This window comes from Teichococcus wenyumeiae (genome assembly GCF_003696345.1).
Taxonomy (GTDB): Bacteria; Pseudomonadota; Alphaproteobacteria; order Acetobacterales; family Acetobacteraceae; genus Pseudoroseomonas; species Pseudoroseomonas wenyumeiae.
The window spans coordinates 195777-212439 of record NZ_RFLX01000002.1 but is presented as its reverse complement, the minus strand read 5'-3'; the positions used below and the strand labels follow the sequence as shown (position 1 = coordinate 212439).

Annotated in this window: 16 protein-coding genes; 13 read left to right on the top strand and 3 right to left on the bottom strand. The window is 72.4% G+C overall.

All coding sequences use genetic code 11. The features are described from left to right. Positions 1-17: 17 nt before the first annotated feature. From EBE87_RS03960 to EBE87_RS03935, 6 genes are read left to right on the top strand one after another with little or no spacing between them, the layout of a single operon-like run. Positions 18-1913 (top strand): proton-conducting transporter transmembrane domain-containing protein, encoded by a 1896-nt coding sequence (locus tag EBE87_RS03960; RefSeq protein ID WP_122139888.1) that lies wholly within the window; start codon positions 18-20, stop codon positions 1911-1913. Continuing rightward, on the top strand, positions 1910-2827 hold the full coding sequence (locus tag EBE87_RS03955) for an NADH-quinone oxidoreductase subunit H (protein WP_122139887.1): 918 nt from the start codon (positions 1910-1912) through the stop codon (positions 2825-2827). Before EBE87_RS03960 ends, EBE87_RS03955 begins: the two co-directional genes overlap by 4 nt. After that, positions 2824-3459, top strand: coding sequence for a hypothetical protein (locus EBE87_RS03950; protein WP_120641224.1), 636 nt, complete (start codon positions 2824-2826; stop codon positions 3457-3459). Before EBE87_RS03955 ends, EBE87_RS03950 begins: the two co-directional genes overlap by 4 nt. After that, the gene (locus EBE87_RS03945) at positions 3456-4928 is read left to right on the top strand and encodes a proton-conducting transporter transmembrane domain-containing protein (RefSeq protein WP_122139886.1); all 1473 of its coding nucleotides are present in this window, start codon (positions 3456-3458) and stop codon (positions 4926-4928) included. Before EBE87_RS03950 ends, EBE87_RS03945 begins: the two co-directional genes overlap by 4 nt. Continuing rightward, positions 4925-6418: an NADH-quinone oxidoreductase subunit D-related protein gene (locus EBE87_RS03940; protein WP_158601066.1), complete on the top strand. Its 1494-nt coding sequence runs from the start codon at positions 4925-4927 to the stop codon at positions 6416-6418. Before EBE87_RS03945 ends, EBE87_RS03940 begins: the two co-directional genes overlap by 4 nt. Before the next feature lie 25 nt (positions 6419-6443). Continuing rightward, entirely contained in the window at positions 6444-6968 is a 525-nt protein-coding gene (locus tag EBE87_RS03935) for an NADH-quinone oxidoreductase subunit B family protein (RefSeq protein WP_120641008.1), read from the top strand. A 46-nt stretch (positions 6969-7014) separates the two neighbouring features. On the opposite strand, the gene ypfJ is transcribed toward EBE87_RS03935, so the two are convergent. The 3 genes from ypfJ to EBE87_RS03920 form a co-directional block, all read right to left on the bottom strand. After that, positions 7015-7911 carry a KPN_02809 family neutral zinc metallopeptidase gene (gene ypfJ / locus EBE87_RS03930; protein WP_120641007.1) on the bottom strand — a complete coding sequence of 299 codons (897 nt, stop codon included), beginning with the start codon at positions 7909-7911 and terminating at the stop codon, positions 7015-7017. A gap of 197 nt (positions 7912-8108) precedes the next feature. Then, entirely contained in the window at positions 8109-8321 is a 213-nt protein-coding gene (locus tag EBE87_RS28930) for a hypothetical protein (RefSeq protein ID WP_158601065.1), read from the bottom strand. 114 nt (positions 8322-8435) lie between these two features. After that, positions 8436-8867 (bottom strand): DUF1489 family protein, encoded by a 432-nt coding sequence (locus EBE87_RS03920; protein WP_199708051.1) that lies wholly within the window; start codon positions 8865-8867, stop codon positions 8436-8438. A gap of 91 nt (positions 8868-8958) precedes the next feature. Between EBE87_RS03920 and EBE87_RS03915 the strand changes: the two genes are divergently transcribed. From EBE87_RS03915 to EBE87_RS03885, 7 genes are all read left to right on the top strand, one after another. Beyond that, positions 8959-11277: a HAMP domain-containing methyl-accepting chemotaxis protein gene (locus EBE87_RS03915; RefSeq protein ID WP_122139885.1), complete on the top strand. Its 2319-nt coding sequence runs from the start codon at positions 8959-8961 to the stop codon at positions 11275-11277. Between the two features lie 78 nt (positions 11278-11355). Next, complete coding sequence (locus tag EBE87_RS03910) at positions 11356-12387, top strand: aspartate-semialdehyde dehydrogenase (protein ID WP_120640401.1); 1032 nt, start codon at positions 11356-11358, stop codon at positions 12385-12387. A gap of 133 nt (positions 12388-12520) precedes the next feature. Beyond that, the gene (locus EBE87_RS03905; protein ID WP_120640400.1) at positions 12521-12808 is read left to right on the top strand and encodes a hypothetical protein; all 288 of its coding nucleotides are present in this window, start codon (positions 12521-12523) and stop codon (positions 12806-12808) included. 225 nt (positions 12809-13033) lie between these two features. Then, positions 13034-13477: a succinate dehydrogenase, cytochrome b556 subunit gene (sdhC, locus tag EBE87_RS03900; RefSeq protein ID WP_120640399.1), complete on the top strand. Its 444-nt coding sequence runs from the start codon at positions 13034-13036 to the stop codon at positions 13475-13477. Positions 13478-13493: 16 nt separating this feature from the next. Then, on the top strand, positions 13494-13886 hold the full coding sequence (gene sdhD / locus EBE87_RS03895; protein WP_120640398.1) for a succinate dehydrogenase, hydrophobic membrane anchor protein: 393 nt from the start codon (positions 13494-13496) through the stop codon (positions 13884-13886). A gap of 105 nt (positions 13887-13991) precedes the next feature. Further along, the gene (gene sdhA / locus EBE87_RS03890; protein WP_120640397.1) at positions 13992-15803 is read left to right on the top strand and encodes a succinate dehydrogenase flavoprotein subunit; all 1812 of its coding nucleotides are present in this window, start codon (positions 13992-13994) and stop codon (positions 15801-15803) included. A gap of 15 nt (positions 15804-15818) precedes the next feature. Next, positions 15819-16604, top strand: coding sequence for a succinate dehydrogenase iron-sulfur subunit (locus EBE87_RS03885; protein WP_120640396.1), 786 nt, complete (start codon positions 15819-15821; stop codon positions 16602-16604). Positions 16605-16663: the final 59 nt, after the last annotated feature.

Genomic DNA, 16663 nt, shown 5'->3' with positions numbered 1-16663 from the left:
CTGCCGGGTTTTTCGGCATGATCCCCTGGATGCTGTCCGGCCTGCTGGCCTTTCTCGCGCTGCTGGCGGCCCTGGGTGCCGCCGGGCGGGCGAGGGCGGTGCAGGGCGGTGTCGCCCTGGCCTCCGCCGGCTTCGTGCTGCTGGGGCTGGCGGCGCTGTGGCAGGGCGGCACCGTGCCGGTGCTGCTGCCCTTCGGCCCACCCTGGGCGCCGCTCAGCCGGGGGCCGGACGGGCTTTCCGCCTGGTTCCTGATGCTGCTGGGCCTGGCCGGGCTGCCGGCCGCCCTGGCCGGCTGGGCCGCCGCCGACCAGGCGCCGCGCCGGCTGATGCTCTGGCCACTGCTGCTGGCCGGGCTGGCCCTGGCGCTGAGCGCCGCCGATGCCTTCGGCCTGCTGCTCGGCTTCGCCCTGGCGGCGTTGACGGCGCATGCCCTGCTCTCGGCCGAGGGCGCCTGGGTCACCAACCCCCGCCTGGGGCGGCTGGACCTGCTGGCCACGCTGTTGTCCGTCACCGCGCTGGCGGTGGCGGTGGGGCTGCTGACCGGCCTCTCGGGCGACCTGTCCTTTGCCGGCCTGCGCGCCGCCCCGCCGGAAGCTGGGCAGGCCGCCGCCATTCTGCTGCTGGTGCTGCCCGCTGCTGCCGCCCGTGCCGCGCTGCCGCTGCTGGCGCCGCTGCCGCCGGGGCCGGCGCTGCTGCTGGTGGGTGGTGCCATGCCGCCGATGGCCATCTACCTGCTGGCCCGGTTGCTGCTGGACCTCGGCGGGCCGGCGCAGCCGCTGTGGTGGGGCACGCCCCTGCTGGCGGGCGGTGCCCTGCTGGCCCTGGCCGGGGCTCTGCGCGCGCTGCGGCAAGCCGAGTTGTCGCCGCTGCTGGGCGGCGTGGCGCTGGCGCATCTTGGGCTGGTGGGGGCCGGGCTCGGCCTCGCCGCCGCGCTGCGGGCCGCCGATCTGGCGCCCCTGGCGGCCATGGCGGCCGGCGCAGCGCTGCTGCACCTGCCGGCCCAGGCGCTGTTCCTGGCGCTGCTCTGGCTGTCGGCGGGCGAGGTCGCCCTGGGCGCCGGTGCGCGACACCTCGACCGCTTGGGTGGCCTGATCCATGTCATGCCGATCCTGGCCTGGGTCAGCCTCGCCGGGGCCGCCGCCGCCGCCCTGCTGCCGCCCTTCGCGGGCTTCGCGGGGGGCTGGCTGCTGCTGCAGGCGCTGTTTTCCGCCTGGCGCGCCGGGCCGCTGGGCTTCCAGTTGCTGACGGCCGGGGCGGTGGCGCTGCTGGGGCTGGCCATGGCCAGCCTCGCCGCGGCGCTGCTGCGCTTCTGGGGTCTCTGCTTCCTGGGCCGCCCGCGTGCCCCCCGCACCCTGGGTGCGGCCGAGGTCGCGCCCCTGCCGCGCGCGCTGCTGCTGGCGCTGCTGCTGCTGTCCACGCTGCTGGGGCTGCTGCCGGGCCCGCTGCTGCGCCTGGCCGAGCCGGCCCTGCTTCTGCTCACCGGCCATGGCGGCGGGCCGGAACTCGGCGGCCTCATCAGCACCAGCGCCGGGCCCCTGGCGGCGGATTACGCGCCGCTGGGCCTGGGCCTGCTGCTGGCGCTGCTGCTGGCCCTGGCCGCCGGGGCGATGCGCCATGCCTCGCCGCACCCGTCGGTATCGGCGCCGCCCTGGGACGACGGCTTCATGGCCCCGCCGCCCCACCTGCCTTTCGGCGACCCAGCCACCCAGCCCGATGCCGCTGGCCTCGCCACGCCGATGCGCCCGCTGCTGCCACGCTGGCCCGGGCTGCCTGGCGCCGTCCGGCTGCCCGGGCGCCCGCGCTGGCGCCTGCGGCCGGCGCGGCGCGGCACCGCCCGCCGGGCGCTGCGCTTCAGCCTGGGCGCCGTGGTGATGGTGCTGCTGCTGCTGGCCTGGCTGGGGGGCGGCGCATGACCTTCGCCGGAATTCTTGCCCAGGTGCTGCATCTGGCGCTGATGCTGCTGGCGGCGGTGCTGCTGCCCGGCCTGCTGCGCCTGCTGCGCGCCCGCCTCCAGGGTCGGCACGGGCCCAGCCTCTGGCAGCCGGCGCGGGACTGGCTGCGGCTGCTGCGCAAGCAGCCGGTGCTGGCGGACCATGCCTCGCCGGTCTCCTCCGCGGCGCCTTACCTGGGCTTCGCGGCGGTGCTGGCGGCGGCGGCTCTGGTGCCGGGCTTCATGCATGGCATGGCCCTGGCGCCGATGTCGGACCTCGTGGTGCTGGCCGGGCTGCTGCTGCTGGCCCGCGCCGCCGAGGCCCTGGCCTCGCTGGATGCCGGCACCGCCGCCGGTGGCCGCGCCGCCGCCCGCGCCATGGGGCAGGACGGCTTCGCCCTGCCGGCGCTGCTGCTGGCCACCATGGGCTTCGCGGTGCTGACCGGCACCACCGCCCCCGATGCCATCGGCGCCACCCTGCAGGAAGCCGCCCTGGGCCCGCGCCTCGCCCTGGCGCTGCTGCTGCCGGCGCTGCTGGCCGTGGCGCTGGCTGGCACCGGGCAGCTCTCCAGCGGCTCTCCGGTGCCGGAGGCGTCCGGCAGGCACCTCGCGCTGTGGGAAATGCAGCGGGCGCTGCGGCTGGTGCTCTGGGTGGCGCTGCTGGCGGGGCTCTTCGTGCCCTTTGGCACCGCCTTCCCGGATGCCGGGCCGGGCGGCTGGCTGATGGCGCTGCTGTTCTGGTGCGCCAAGCTGCTGCTGTTGACGGTGGTTCTGGCCCTGGCCGAGGCCAATCTGGCCCGGCTGCGGGAGCGCCGCATGGCGGAACTGATGGGCGCCGCCGCCCTGGTGGCGCTGCTGGGCGTCGCCTGGCTGTTTCTTTCGGCGGGGGTGGCATGAACCTGACGGAGCTGCCAGCCAACCTGGTGCCGCTGCTGGGGGGTGGGGTGCTGCTGCTCTCCTTCGCGCTGGTGCTGCGGCGGCGCGTGGTGGCCGCCATCGACGCGCTGGCGATGCAGGGCGTGCTGCTGGCCCTGGTGGCGCTCTGCCATGCCTGGGCACGGCAGGCGCCCTCCCTCACGCTGGTCGCCGTGCTGCTGATGGCCGGGCAGGGGGTGCTGCTGCCCCTCGCCCTGCGGGAATGGGTGCGGCGCCAGGGCCTGCGGTGGGAACCCGCGGCCGCCCCGGTGCACCGGCCGCTGGGCGGGCTTTCCGCCGCCGTGGCGCTGGTGCTGCTGGCCGTGCTGGCGCTGCGCCCGGTGACCGAGGGCACCGCCTCAGTGCTGCGGCAGGACCTGGTGCTCTCCCTTTCGGTGCTGCTGGTGGGGCTGCTGGTCATGGCGGCGCGGCGCGGCCCGCTGGGGCAGGCCATCGGCCTGGCCTGTGCCATGAACGGCGCCCTGCTGGCGGCCCTGGCGGTTCCGGAGCTGCCCTTGCTGCCGGCTTTGGCCGTGGTGGCCATGGCGGTGCCCTTTGGCGTGGTGGCGGGCTTCCTGACCCTGCGGCCGCAGGTGAACAGGGACCCCACATGATTCCCTGGCTGCCCGATGCGCCGCCTGGCTGGCTTCTGCCGGTCCTCGCGCCCGCGCTGCTGCCCTGGCTGCCGGTGCTGGTGCCGCTGCTCGGGGCGCTGGCCCTGGCCGCCATATCCGATGCCCGCATCGGCGCGCGGGTCAGTGTCGCGGTGGCGGCGCTGACCCTGCCGCTGGCCGCGCTGCTGCTGGCCGTGCCGGCCGAGGGCGCCGGGCTGCTGCGGCCCGATGCGCTGAACCTCTGCCTGCTGCTGCCAGCAGCGGTGGTGGGGCTCAGCGGCGCCATCGCCACCACGGCCCTGCCGCTGCCGGAAGGCGCTGGCCGCGCCTGGAACGCCGGCTATCAGGCGGTGCTGGGGCTGACGCATCTGGCGCTGCTGGCGGATGACGCGCTGCTGATGTGGATGGCGCTGGCCCTGGCGGGGCCAGTGCTGGCGCTGCTGGTGGGCCTCCGCCACGGCGCCGCCGCGCTCTCCGCCGCCTGGAAGGCGGTGCTGCTGCTGAGTTCCGGGGCCGCGCTGGCGCTGCTCGGCACCCTGGCCTTCGCCATGGCCGCCCAGGTCCTGGGCGGGGAGGCCGCGCTCTCCTTCGAAACCCTGCTGCGGGTGGGGCGGGAGGTCGAATCCGGCCCGCTGCTGCTGGGCTTCGTGCTGATGCTGGTGGGCTATGGCATCCAGGCGGGGCTGGTGCCGCTGCATCTCTGGCGCACCGATGCCCAGGCCGAGGCGCCGACGCCGCTGATCGTCATTCCCATCGCGCTGCTGGGGCAGGCGGCGCTGCATGCGCTGCTGCGCGCCAAGGCCGTGGTGGCGCTGAACCCGGCCTGGATGCCGCCCGGCGCGCCGCTGCTGCTGGCCGGGCTGGCGGGCATGGCGCTGGCGGCCCTGGCGCTGTGGCGCGCGCGGGATGCCGGGCGCTTCCTGGCCGCCCTGGCGCTGGGCCAGACCGGGCTGGCGGCCTTTGCCTTCGGGCTGGGCGGGCCGGCGGTGATGGCAGGGCTGATGCAGATGGCCGGCGCGCTGCTGGCCCTGGCCGCCGCCGCCTATGGGTTGGGCCGGGCCTCGCGGCTGCGCGGGGCGGGCGCCATGGCGGCGCTGTCCGGCCTCGCGGCCAGCGATGCGCGGCTGGGCTGGGCGCTGGCGGCGGCGCTGGGCGCGCTGGCCGGGCTGCCACCGCTGGCGCAGTTCATGGCCGGCTTCCTGCTGGTGCAGCAGACGGTGGCGCGCCTGCCCTGGCTCGCGCTGCCGCTGGGCGCCGGGCTGGTGCTGCTGGCCCTCGCGACCCTGGCGCGGCTGCGATGGCTGTGCTTCGGGCCGCCACCGGCGCGTGGCGTGCCGGCCGGCCCCGGCACTGGACAAACGGTGTTCCTGCTGATGCTGCTGCACCTGCTGGGCCTGCTGGCCCTGGGCCTGTTCCTGCCAGCCCCGCTGGCCGCCCTGCTGGCCGAAGCCGCGCAGGTGGCGGGATGAGCGCCGCCAGCCGCCTGATCCGCACCGCGCCCGAGGCCGCGCCGGGCCACCACTGGCTGGATGCCGCCGGCTGGGCTGCGCTGCCCGCCGCCCTGGCCGCCGATCCGGCGCTGGAATTCTGGGGTCTCTGGGCCGAGCCAGGCCGGGTGCATGCCGCCTTCCGCGACGGCATCTCACTCCTGCTGGCCAGCCTGGAGGTGCCGGAAGGGCGCTACCCAGCGCTTTCTCCCGCCCGCCCCGCCGCCGCCTGGTTCGAGCGTATGGTGGCCGATCTCTGGGGCCTGGCGGCGGAAGGCGGCACCGATTCGCGCCCCTGGCTGGACCATGGCCGCTGGCCCGCCACCGCGCCGCTCTCCGACCACCCCGGCCACCAGACGGGCGAACCGCCGCAGCCTGTCTTCCTGCCGCTGGAAGGGCAGGGGCTGCACCAGTATCCGCTGGGCCCCATCCTGCCCGGCGCCGGCCCCGGCCATTGGCGCGCCCATGTGCGGGGCGAGGCGGTGCACCGGCTGGAGGCCCGGCTGGGCTATGGCCACCGTGGCCTGCTGGGGCTGATGCGCGGCAAGTCGCCCCGCGCGGCGGCCCGGCTGGTGGCGCGGCTCTCCGCTGAGGCCACCGTGGCGCATGGCTGGGCCTTCGCCCAGGCCGCCGAAGCTGCCGCCGGCATTGAGGCACCGCCGCGCGCTGTGCTGCTGCGGCTGGTGCTGGCGGAATGGGAGCGGCTGGCCTGCCACCTCTCCGACTGGGGCGGTACCATGGGCGCCATCGGGCTCGAATGGGCCCAGGTCCGTTGCGCCATGTTGCGGGAGAAGCTGCTGCGCGCCCATGAAGCCGCCTTCGGCCAGCGCCTGCCGCTGGATCTGGTGCTGCCCGGCGGCCTGGCCTCCGACCTGACGCCGGAAGGGGCGGAAGCCCTGCTGGCCGCCCTGGCGGCCCTGGAAGAAGACCTGCCCACCTTGCAGGCGGTGCAGGACGAACATGCCGGGGCGCAGGACCGGCTGCGCGGCATCGGCGGCGTGTCCCCCGCCCGGGTGGCGGCGCTGGCGGCGGGCGGCGTGGCCGGCCGTGCAGGCGGGCGCAATTTCGATGCGCGGCGGGACATGCCCTACCAGCCCTATCCCGGCTTCAGCCTCGCCATCCCCACCGCCAGCAGCGGCGATGCCGAGGCCCGCCTGCGGCTGCGGCTGCGCGAATTGCCGGAAAGTCTGGGCCTGATCCGCGCCGCCCTGGCGCGGCTGGAGCCCGGCCCGGTGCTGGTGCCGCTGCCGGTGGGCGCGGGGGAAGGCGTGGGCGTTGTGGAAGGGCCGCGTGGCGAGGTGCTGCACTGGCTGGCGCTGGACGAGGCCGGGTTGATCCGCGCCGCCTTCGCCCGCGATCCCGGCTGGATGCATGTGCCGCTGCTGGAAGCCGCGGTGCCCGGCACCACGCTGGGCGACCTGCCGCTGGTGCGCGCCTCGCTCAACCCCTCCACCAGCGGGATGGACCTGTGACCCCGCGATCAGGAGGCTGAACCCGATGCTCTGGCCCCGCCTCGCGCGCATCATGCTGCGCCCGCCCGCCGCCGATGCCGTGCCGCCGCCGCATCCCGAGACCGTCGCCGCCCTGGCGGCGCGTGTGGAAGCCGCCGCCCAGGCCCGGCTCGGCCGCAGCCTGGCCGTCCTGCTGCTGGACAGCGGCGGCTCCGGCGGCTGCATGCTGGAGGCACGCGCCCTGGCGGCGCCTGCCTATGACCTGGAGCGATTCGGCCTGCGCTTCGTGGATTCGCCGCGGCAGGCGGATGTGCTGCTGGTGACCGGCGCCGCCGCCCGCAACATGAGCGAGGCCCTGGCCCGCGCCTGGACCGCGACGCCGGAGCCGAAATGGGTGGTGGCGGTGGGCGATTGCGCCGGCGGCGCCGGCCCCTTCGCCGGCTGCTATGCCGTGGAGGAAGGCGGCGTCGGTGCCGTGCTGCCGCTGGACCTGATGGTGCCGGGCTGCCCGCCCTCGCCGGCGCTGATCCTGGAAGGACTGCTGGCGCTCCTGGAAGCCCAGGCGGACTGAAGCCGATGCCGGCCAGGCGGCGGTGCCTGGCCGGATGGGGATGCCGTCAGTTGCCGGAGGAAGGCAGGCCCGCGAAGGTGTTGCAGGCCGCCAGCTCGCCCCGCTCCAGCCCGGTGCGGAACCACTTCACGCGGTCGGCCGAGGAGCCATGGGTGAAGCTTTCCGGCCGCACCCGCTGCCCGGCCTGCTGCTGCAGCCGGTCGTCACCCACAGCGGCGGCGGCATTGATGCCTTCCTCGATGTCGCCCTGCTCCAGGATGCGGCGGGCGTCATTGGCCTGCTTGGCCCAGACGCCGGCGAAGCAATCCGCCTGCAGCTCGATCCGCACCTGCATGGCATTGGCATCGGTGCCGCCGGGGCGGTCCTCGATGCGTTCGGCCAGGCGCAGGATACCAAGCTGGTTCTGCACGTGGTGGCCGACCTCATGGGCGATGATATAGGCGGCCGCGAAGTCGCCCCGCGCCCCCAGGCGGTTCTGCAGCGCCGCCATGAAGTCCAGGTCGATGTAAACCCTGCGGTCGTTGGGGCAGTAGAAGGGCCCCACCTGCGCTTGCGCGCCGCCGCAGCCGGACTGGGTGGCATCGGAATACAGCACCAGCACCGGCGGCTCATACTGCCGGCCAAGCTGGCGGAACTGCCCGTTCCAGACCTGCTCCGTCTCGCCCAGCACCTGGGCGGCGAAGCGGCGGCCCTCGTCGGTGCTATAGGGCGCCTGCCGCTGCTGCGTCTGTTGCTGCTGCGTGGTGGGCGCGGTGCCGGACCCGTCCCCCAGGATCATGGAGGGATCGACGCCCAGGAAAAGGCAGAGCAGCAGGATCGCCACGCCGCCGATACCGCCCACCGCGATGCCGCCGCCGCGCCGGCCGCCAAAGCCGCCCGGGAGGCCGCCGCGCTGCCCGCGCCGGTCCTCGACATTGTTGCTCTCTGGCCCATCCAGCCGCATGACTCGTACTCCCTGCCGCAACGGCTGGCTTATCCATAGGAAAAACGCCCTGGACGAGACGCCGGTTGCGCATGGCGGCCGCGCGTAAAAAAGGGCCGGCCGGATTGCTCCAGCCGGCCCCAGGGGTCAGCCTCCAGAGGAGGCGACCGATCGGCGACTCACCTGCCGGGAAGAGGCGGCCGCCGAATCTCGTGCCGTCAGCCGGGCTGCGCCGCGCGGCGGGCGCGGTGCGCCTGTGTCACGTGGCGGCGGTGCTGGGTCCGGGCGGCATGCTGCCGCGCGGTGGCATGGTGCGGCCTGGCGCTCTGCTGCGTGGTGGCCCGGGCCGGGGACGTGGCGGCCGCGGCGGGAGCGGCGGACCAGGCCAGCGGAGCCGAAACAACAAGGGCGGCAAGCAGAAAACGGATCATGGACGGTTTTCCTGTGGGCAGCGGCTTCAAGCCGCCAGCCTCGCCGCCACCATGCGGGGTAGCGCATCACGCCGGCATGGGCCTGCGCTGAAATAAAGGTAATCTGTTGCGGAATCAGATCAGGCAGAGCAGCTGCAGCTCCCGCCGCAGGGCTTCCGGCAGGGCCTCGATGCCGCTGGCGGCGGCGCCGGCGGTGATGTCGGGCGGCACGGCCTCGCCCTGCAGGTAGCGCCAGCCCTGGAAGGGCTTCATGCGCCGCGCCTCCACCGGCACCAGTTCCGGGTCCAGGATCAGCGCGGCATGCGGGGTGCCGTCGTTGCCCGGCATGGTCTGGATATCCAGCAGCCGCTGGCGGACGCAGAGCAGCCCGGCCACCACCCAGTAGATGGAGCCGCCGTCCAGCAGTTCCTCCACTCGCTTGGGCATCATGCGGGTCAGGTGGCGCAGCGGCGGGTCGGATTCGATGCGGCGGGACTGAAGGGCGCGCAGCGTCGCCACGTCCTTGGGCCCGACGGAAAGTTTGATGAGGTGCAGCACAGCGCGCATCTGTCGCCGCCGCGCCCCCGCCGCAAGGGGTGGCGTTTACCGGATCTTCATGGCGCCCGGTGAGGATGCCCGCGATTTGCGGGGGATATCCATGCGCTTTTTCCTGAACCTGTCGGTTGGCATGAAGCTGGCGCTTTCGGCTTTGCTGGCGATGCTGCTGCTGGGTGGCCAGGCGCTGCGCACCCAGGCGCGCATGGGGGAGGTGATGGCGCGGGATGCCGAGCAGCGCGCCGCCTCGGAAGCCAGCGGGGCGCTGCATGCCGCCCTGACCGGTGCCTTGCAGGCCGAGCTGCTGGGCCTGGGCGCCGCCACCGCCCAGACGCCGGAAGCCGCCGCCGCCGCCGCCGCCGCGACCACCGCGCGGCTGCGGGAGGTGCGGGAGCAGGTGGACCGCGCCGCCGCCCTGGCGCGCGCCCCCGAGGTGCGGGAGATGATCGCGGCGGCGGCGCCGCTGGCCCAGCGCTATGCCGCCGAGCTGGACGAGGCCATGGCCGCCCGCCAGCGCCTGCTGGCGCTGCGCGATGGCCGCTTCTTCCCTGCCCAGGGGGAATTCGATCAGCGCTTCGACGCCGTGCTGAACAATCTGGCCTTCGAGGTGCCCTCGGCCGAGGCGCAGGCGCAGATGCGGGAGCGGCTGATGGCCTACCAGGGCGCGGTGAACGAGACCCGCACCGCCCTCCAGCGCTTCCTGGCGACGGAGGAGGTGGCGCAGAACCGCCGCGCCAAGCGCGCCGTGGCCCAGGCCCGCGTGCATGGGCGCGGGCTGCGGGCCGGCCAGATGTCGGAGCAGTTCGGCCAGGACCTGGAGCGGCTGCTGGCGCAGGGCGAGGTCATCGCCGCCACCGCGCAGGAGCTGATCACGGCCATGGAGGCGGCGGCGGCGCTGCGGGCGGAGCGCGTGGTGCCCGCGCGGGCGGCGCTGGAATCGGCCATGGCGCGGGCTTCGGAACGGATGGCCGGCAACGTGGCGCTGGGCATGGCGGCCACCCGGGTCGCCATCGAGGATGTGCGGAACGAGGCGCTGTTGGCCGCGGCGGCGACGGTGCTGATGCTGCTGCTGGCGGCCTGGGCCACGGCGCGTGTGGTGGGGGCGCCGCTGGGGCGGCTGGCGGCGGTGCTGCAGCGTATCGCCGGCGGCGATGCCGCCGTGCCGGTGCCGGACCGTGCCCGGCATGACGAGATCGGCCGCATCGCCGAGGCGGTGGAGGCGCTGCGCGCCACGGTGGGCGCCGCCTTCGCGCAGAAGCAGATGATCGAGCAGATGCCGGTGGGCGTGATGCGCGCCGACCCGGCCCGGGGCTTCCGCATCGACTACATGAATGCCGAGATGCACCGCATCTTGGACAGCGTGCCGCATGTGCTGCCCTGCCCGCCGGCGGAGGTGCTGGGGCAGAGCCTGGACATCTTCCACCGCGACCCGGCGCACCAGCGCGCCTTGCTCTCCGACCCCAGCCGGCTGCCGCACCATGCCCGCATCCGCGTGGCGGGGGAGGTGATGGACCTCACCGTCTCCGCCATCCGTGGCGGCGACGGTGCATATATCGGCCCCATGCTGGTGTGGAAGATGGCCACCGAGCAGGCCCGGCTGGCGGATACCTTCGAGGCCGAGATGGGCAGCGCCGTAGACAGCGTGTCCGACCGCACCGGGGAATTGCAGGCGGCTGCCCGCCGGCTGGCGGAGGCGGCGGAAACCTCCGGGCGCGAGGCCTCGCTGGTGGCTGAGGCCGCCGGGCGCGCCGATGCCGATGTGCAGGCCGTGGCTGCCGCGGCGGAGGAGATGGCGGCCTCGGTGGCCGAGATCACCCGGCGGGTGGGCGAGTCGGCTTCCGTCGCCAGCCGGGCGGTGCAGGAGGCGCAGGCGGCCAATGGCACCATGCGCGGCCTGTCCGACAGCGCGGCGCGAATCGGCGATGTGGTGCGGCTGATCGGCGACATCGCGGGTCAGACCAATCTGCTGGCGCTGAATGCCACGATCGAGGCGGCGCGGGCGGGGGAGGCGGGCAAGGGCTTCGCCGTGGTGGCCAGCGAGGTGAAGACGCTGGCCAGCCAGACCGCCAGGGCCACCGAGGAGATCGCCGGCCAGATCGCCGGCATGCAGGCTTCCACCGAGCGGGTGGTGGAGGCGATCCAGGGCATCGGCAGCACGGTGGAACAGACGGCGGAGATCGCGACCGCCATTGCCGCCGCCGTCGAGCAGCAGGGCCACGCCACGCAAGAGATCGCCCGCAGCGCGGCGCAGGTGGCCGAGGCGACGGGCGTGGTGACGCAGCGCATCGGCGTGGTGCGGCAGGTGGCGTCGGAGACGGGGCAGGCGGCGGGCGGCATGCTGGGTGCCGTGGAGTCGCTGGCGGGGCAGGCTGGCGTGTTGCGGGACCGCTCCGGCCGTTTCCTCGACGCCATCCGCGCCTGAGGCCGCGCTTGCGGGCGCGCCGGCATCGGCGCTAGTGCAAGCCGGTTTTTGCCCGGAACGGGAAAAGGAAAGCGGATCATGGGCTATCGGGTCGCGGTCGTCGGCGCCACCGGTAATGTGGGGCGCGAGATGCTCAAGACCCTCGCGGAGCGGGCCTTCCCGGTCAGCGAGGTCATCGCGCTCGCTTCCGGCCGCTCGGCCGGCCAGGAGATCTCCTTCGGCGAGAAGAAGGTTCTGAAGGTGCAGAACCTGGAGAAGTTCGACTTCAAGGGTGTCGATATCGCCCTCTTCTCGCCCGGCGCCGCGATCTCGGCCGTGCATGCGCCGCGCGCGGCGGCGGCGGGCTGCGTGGTGATCGACAATACCTCCCAGTTCCGCATGGACGCGGATGTGCCGCTGGTGGTGCCGGAAGTGAACCCGCATGCGCTGAAGGGCTTCCGCAAGCGCCGCATCATCGCCAATCCGAACTGCTCCACCATCCAGATGGTGTTGGCGCTGAAGCCGCTGCACGATGTCGCGCGCATCAAGCGCGTGGTGGTCGCCACCTACCAGTCGGTCTCCGGCGCGGGGAAGGAGGCGATGGACGAGCTCTTCACCCAGACGCGCGGCATCTATGTGAATGACGCGGCCACGCCCGAGGTCTTCACCAAGCCCATCGCCTTCAACTGCATCCCGCATATCGACAAGTTCATGGACGACGGCTTCACCAAGGAAGAGTGGAAGATGGCCGTCGAGACCCGCAAGATCCTCGACCCCGATATCCAGGTCTCGGCCACCGCCGTGCGCGTGCCGGCCTTTATCGGCCATGGCGAGGCGGTGAACGTGGAGTTCGAGAGCGGGATCACGCTGGAGCAGGCCTTTGACGCCCTGCGCGGCGCGCCGGGCCTGACCGTGCTCGACCGGCGCGAGGACGGCGGCTACGCCACCCAGGTGGACGTGGCGGGCGAGGACCCGGTCTTTGTCTCCCGCCTGCGGGTGGACCCCACCGTGCCGCATGGCCTGGCCTTCTGGTGCGTCGGCGACAACCTGCGAAAAGGCGCCGCGCTGAATGCCGTGCAGATCGCCGAGGAACTGGTCCGTCAGGGGCTGTTGGTTTCGGAATCGGCTTAAACCAAGGGTTTAGTCCTCACGAAACTGTGTACAAATGGGGCGCTATGGCCACGGTAGCGCCCCATTTTGGTCCGGCATCCCGGCGAGGTTTGCAGCGTTGAGATGACCACACGGTAAGGAAGGACCAAGTCTCATGCGGTTCAACATCGGCAAGCTTGGCGCTGCGGCGGCTCTGACCCTGGCTCTTGGTACGGCGGCCTGCAGTGATCCTTATAGCCCCGGCCAGCGTGCCGTGGGCGGTGGTCTGCTGGGTGCGGGCGCCGGCGCCGGCGTGGCCGGGCTGACGGGCGGCAATGTGGGCACCGGTGCACTGATCGGTGGCGCCCTGGGTGCCGTCGGTGGCGCCGTCACCACCCCGGACCGGGGCGGTTATGGCCATAACGGCGGCTACGGGCACCGTGGCGGCTATCGCCGCTACTAAGCACGCGCCTGGAACGTGAGAAGGCCGGCAGGGCGGTGCCCTGCCGGCCTTTTTCATGCCTGCACTGAGAATTGCTGGGGTAAATCCACCCCCAATCTGCCCGGGGGCGCGTTGACGCTGCATGGCGCCGCACCATAAAACGGGTGCAAGCCGTTCCGACGCCGCCGCCGCTGCCCCGGCGGTGCGCCGGACGTTGCATTGACATTCGCGGAGCGGGACCGGTCCATGCCCATTATCAAAGACGCGCGCGAGACCCTGATGGTCGGCCGCCGCACCGACGGCACGCGCGTGAACCGCCCTCTGTCGCCGCATCTGCAGGTCTATGACCTGATGCAGATGACCTCTGGCATGTCCGTGCTGAGCCGGAACACCGGCATCGCCTGGACCCTGGGCCTGGTCTTCCTGGTCTGGTGGCTGGTGGCCGCGGCGGCTGGCCCTGAGGCCTTTGCCCGTGTGCAGTGGTTCTTCAGTTCTTTCCTGGGCATCCTGGTCCTGGCTGGCCTGACGGCTGTTGCCTGGTTCCACACCTTCGCCGGCCTGCGTCACCTCTACTGGGACTTCGGCCACGGCTATCATCTGCCTGAGGTCATGAAGACCGGCTGGGCCGCCATCATCGCCTCCGGCGTGATGACGGTGCTGACCTGGCTTGTTGCCCTGATCTCCTGGTAAGCGCGGAGCTCCCGACATGACCGAACAGCACGGCACCGTGCGGCTGCAATCCTCGCTGGCGCGGGTGCGCGGCATGGGCTCCGCCAAGGGCGGCACGCATCACTGGTGGATGCAGCGCGTCACTTCCATCGCGCTGCTGCCGCTGACCATCTGGTTCGTCTTCGCGGTGGCCGGCCATACCGGCTCCACCCATGCCGAGATGGTGACCTGGATGGCGCGCCCGCTGAACGCGGTGCTCCTCCTGTCCTTTGTCCTGATCTCCTTCCACCATGCCGCCGCCGGCATGCAGGTGATCATCGAGGACTATGTGCGCGGCGAGATGCGCATGTTCCTGATCCTGGCGGTGAAGGCCGCTTGCTGGATACTGGCGCTGGTCTCTGCGCTGGCGGTGCTGCGGATCGCGATCTGACGCTGCCTGGCCGGCCCCTGCCGGCCAGTCTTGTTGTATCTGAGGAAGACGGCGGCGCCACTCCGGCACGCACCGTCGCCATGAAGTAACGAACGGATCGGGACGATGAACGCGATCACCATGCCCTCCTCGGGCGCCTACCGCATTGTGGACCACACCTATGACGTCGTCGTCGTCGGTGCCGGCGGTGCGGGCCTGCGCGCCACCTTCGGCATGGGCGCCGCCGGGCTGAAGACGGCCTGCATCACCAAGGTCTTCCCCACCCGCAGCCACACCGTGGCGGCGCAGGGCGGCGTCGGCGCCTCCCTCGGCAACATGGGCGAGGACAACTGGCGCTGGCACATGTACGACACCGTCAAGGGGTCGGACTGGCTGGGCGACCAGGACGCCATTGAATACATGTGCCGCGAGGCCGTGCCGGCGATCATCGAGCTGGAGCACTTCGGCGTGCCCTTCTCGCGCACCGAGGATGGCAAGATCTACCAGCGGCCCTTCGGCGGCCACATGCAGAACTACGGCAAGACCCCGGCCATGCGCGCCTGCGCCGCGGCCGACCGCACGGGCCATGCCATCCTGCACACCCTGTACCAGCAGAGCCTGAAGCATAACTGCGAATTTTTCGTGGAATACTTCGCGCTCGACCTGATCATGGACGAGGAAGGCGCCTGCCGCGGCGTCATGGCCTGGAACCTGGAGGATGGCACCATCCACCGCTTCCGCGCCCAGACGGTGGTGATGGCGACCGGCGGCTATGGCCGCGCCTATTTCTCCTGCACCTCCGCCCATACCTGCACGGGCGATGGCGGCGGCATGGTGCTGCGCGCCGGCCTGCCGCTGCAGGACAACGAGTTCGTGCAGTTCCACCCGACCGGCATCTACGGCTCCGGCTGCCTCGTGACCGAGGGCGCGCGCGGCGAGGGCGGCTACCTGACGAATTCCGAGGGCGAGCGCTTCATGGAGCGCTATGCGCCCACGGCCAAGGACTTGGCCTCGCGCGACGTCGTGTCCCGCGCCATGTCGATGGAGATCCGTGAGGGCCGTGGCGTCGGCCCGCACAAGGACCACATCCACCTGCATCTGGAGCACCTGGGCGCCGAGCTGCTGCACGAGCGCCTGCCGGGCATTTCCGAGACGGCGAAGATCTTCGCCGGCGTGGACGTGACCAAGGAGCCGATCCCGATGCTGCCGACCGTCCACTACAACATGGGCGGCATCCCGACGAACATCCATTGCGAGGTGCTGAACGCCACCGGCACCGACCAGGACCGCGTGGTTCCTGGCCTGATGGCGGTGGGCGAGGCGGCTTCCGTCTCCGTCCACGGCGCCAATCGCCTGGGCACCAACTCGCTGCTCGACCTCGTGGTCTTCGGCCGCGCCGCCGCGATCCGCGCCGCCGAGACCCTGAAGCCCGGTGCCACCCAGGCGCCGCTGCCGCCCAAGGCGGGCGAGATGGCGCTGGAGCGCCTGGACCGCGTGCGGCACGCCAAGGGCAACACCTCGGTGGCCGAGCTGCGCCTGAACATGCAGCGCACCATGCAGACCCACGCCGCCGTGTTCCGCACCTCCGACCTGCTGAAGGAAGGCTGCGAGAAGATGGCGAAGGTGGCCGATGGCTACAGCGACATCCGCATCGCCGACCGCTCGCTGATCTGGAACAGCGACCTGATGGAAGCGATGGAGCTGGACAACCTGATCGGCAATGCGCTGACCACGGTGGTGGGCGGCGAGGCGCGGCACGAGAGCCGCGGCGCCCATGCCCATGAGGATTATCCGGAGCGCGACGACGCGAACTGGATGAAGCACACGCTGGCCCGTGTGGATGACAAGTACAAGGTCAGCCTTGACTATCGTGACGTGAAGATGCGCACCCTCACCAACGAGGTGCAGGTCTTCCCGCCCAAGCCGCGCGTGTACTGAGGAAGGAGCGGGACCATGGCGACTTTCACGCTGCCGAAGAACAGCACCATCCAGACCGGCAAGACCTACAAGGCCGAGCCGGGCGCGAAGAACGTCAAGTCGTTCAAGATCTACCGCTGGGACCCGGATACGGGTGAGAACCCGCGCTACGACACTTACGAGCTCGACCTCGACAAGTGCGGCCCGATGGTTCTCGACGCGCTGATCAAGATCAAGAACGAGACCGACACCACGCTGACCTTCCGGCGCTCCTGCCGCGAGGGCATCTGCGGCTCCTGTGCGATGAACATCGACGGGATGAACACGCTGGCCTGCCTCAAGCCCATCGAGGACGTGAAGAAGGCCGACGTGCGCATCACCCCGCTGCCGCATATGCCGGTGGTGAAGGACCTGGTGCCGGACCTGTCGCAGATCTACGCGCAGCTCCGCTCCATCGAGCCCTGGCTGAAGTCCGACACGGCCCCGCCGCCGGACAGCGAGCGGCTGCAGTCCAAGGAAGAGCGCGCCAAGCTGGACGGGCTGTGGGAGTGCATCCTGTGCTTCTGCTGCTCCACCTCCTGCCCCTCCTACTGGTGGAACGGCGACCGCTACCTCGGCCCGGCCGTGCTGCTGCAGGCCTACCGCTGGATCGCCGACAGCCGCGACGAGCGGACCGGGGAGCGCCTGGACAACCTGGAGGACCCCTTCCGGCTGTACCGCTGCCACACCATCATGAACTGCACGGCGACCTGCCCGAAGGGCCTGAACCCGGCGCAGGCCATCGGCAACATCAAGCAGATGATGGTCGAGCGGCAGGGCTGAGCCGCCCTCCGCCCGACATGGAAACGGCCCGCCGGGGATACCCGGCGGGCCGTTTTCCG

What these genes read in the sequence shown, in the direction of transcription:
- EBE87_RS03915 (WP_122139885.1), top strand. Translation starts at nt 8,959, where the DNA reads ATGCGCTTTTTCCTGAACCTGTCGGTTGGCATGAAGCTGGCGCTTTCG.
- EBE87_RS03885 (WP_120640396.1), top strand. Translation starts at nt 15,819, where the DNA reads ATGGCGACTTTCACGCTGCCGAAGAACAGCACCATCCAGACCGGCAAG.
- sdhA (WP_120640397.1), top strand. Translation starts at nt 13,992, where the DNA reads ATGAACGCGATCACCATGCCCTCCTCGGGCGCCTACCGCATTGTGGAC.
- EBE87_RS28930 (WP_158601065.1), bottom strand. Translation starts at nt 8,321, where the DNA reads ATGATCCGTTTTCTGCTTGCCGCCCTTGTTGTTTCGGCTCCGCTGGCC.
- sdhD (WP_120640398.1), top strand. Translation starts at nt 13,494, where the DNA reads ATGACCGAACAGCACGGCACCGTGCGGCTGCAATCCTCGCTGGCGCGG.
- EBE87_RS03905 (WP_120640400.1), top strand. Translation starts at nt 12,521, where the DNA reads ATGCGGTTCAACATCGGCAAGCTTGGCGCTGCGGCGGCTCTGACCCTG.
- EBE87_RS03960 (WP_122139888.1), top strand. Translation starts at nt 18, where the DNA reads ATGATCCCCTGGATGCTGTCCGGCCTGCTGGCCTTTCTCGCGCTGCTG.
- ypfJ (WP_120641007.1), bottom strand. Translation starts at nt 7,911, where the DNA reads ATGCGGCTGGATGGGCCAGAGAGCAACAATGTCGAGGACCGGCGCGGG.
- EBE87_RS03940 (WP_158601066.1), top strand. Translation starts at nt 4,925, where the DNA reads ATGAGCGCCGCCAGCCGCCTGATCCGCACCGCGCCCGAGGCCGCGCCG.
- EBE87_RS03935 (WP_120641008.1), top strand. Translation starts at nt 6,444, where the DNA reads ATGCTCTGGCCCCGCCTCGCGCGCATCATGCTGCGCCCGCCCGCCGCC.
- EBE87_RS03920 (WP_199708051.1), bottom strand. Translation starts at nt 8,867, where the DNA reads ATGCGCGCTGTGCTGCACCTCATCAAACTTTCCGTCGGGCCCAAGGAC.
- sdhC (WP_120640399.1), top strand. Translation starts at nt 13,034, where the DNA reads ATGCCCATTATCAAAGACGCGCGCGAGACCCTGATGGTCGGCCGCCGC.
- EBE87_RS03955 (WP_122139887.1), top strand. Translation starts at nt 1,910, where the DNA reads ATGACCTTCGCCGGAATTCTTGCCCAGGTGCTGCATCTGGCGCTGATG.
- EBE87_RS03910 (WP_120640401.1), top strand. Translation starts at nt 11,356, where the DNA reads ATGGGCTATCGGGTCGCGGTCGTCGGCGCCACCGGTAATGTGGGGCGC.
- EBE87_RS03945 (WP_122139886.1), top strand. Translation starts at nt 3,456, where the DNA reads ATGATTCCCTGGCTGCCCGATGCGCCGCCTGGCTGGCTTCTGCCGGTC.
- EBE87_RS03950 (WP_120641224.1), top strand. Translation starts at nt 2,824, where the DNA reads ATGAACCTGACGGAGCTGCCAGCCAACCTGGTGCCGCTGCTGGGGGGT.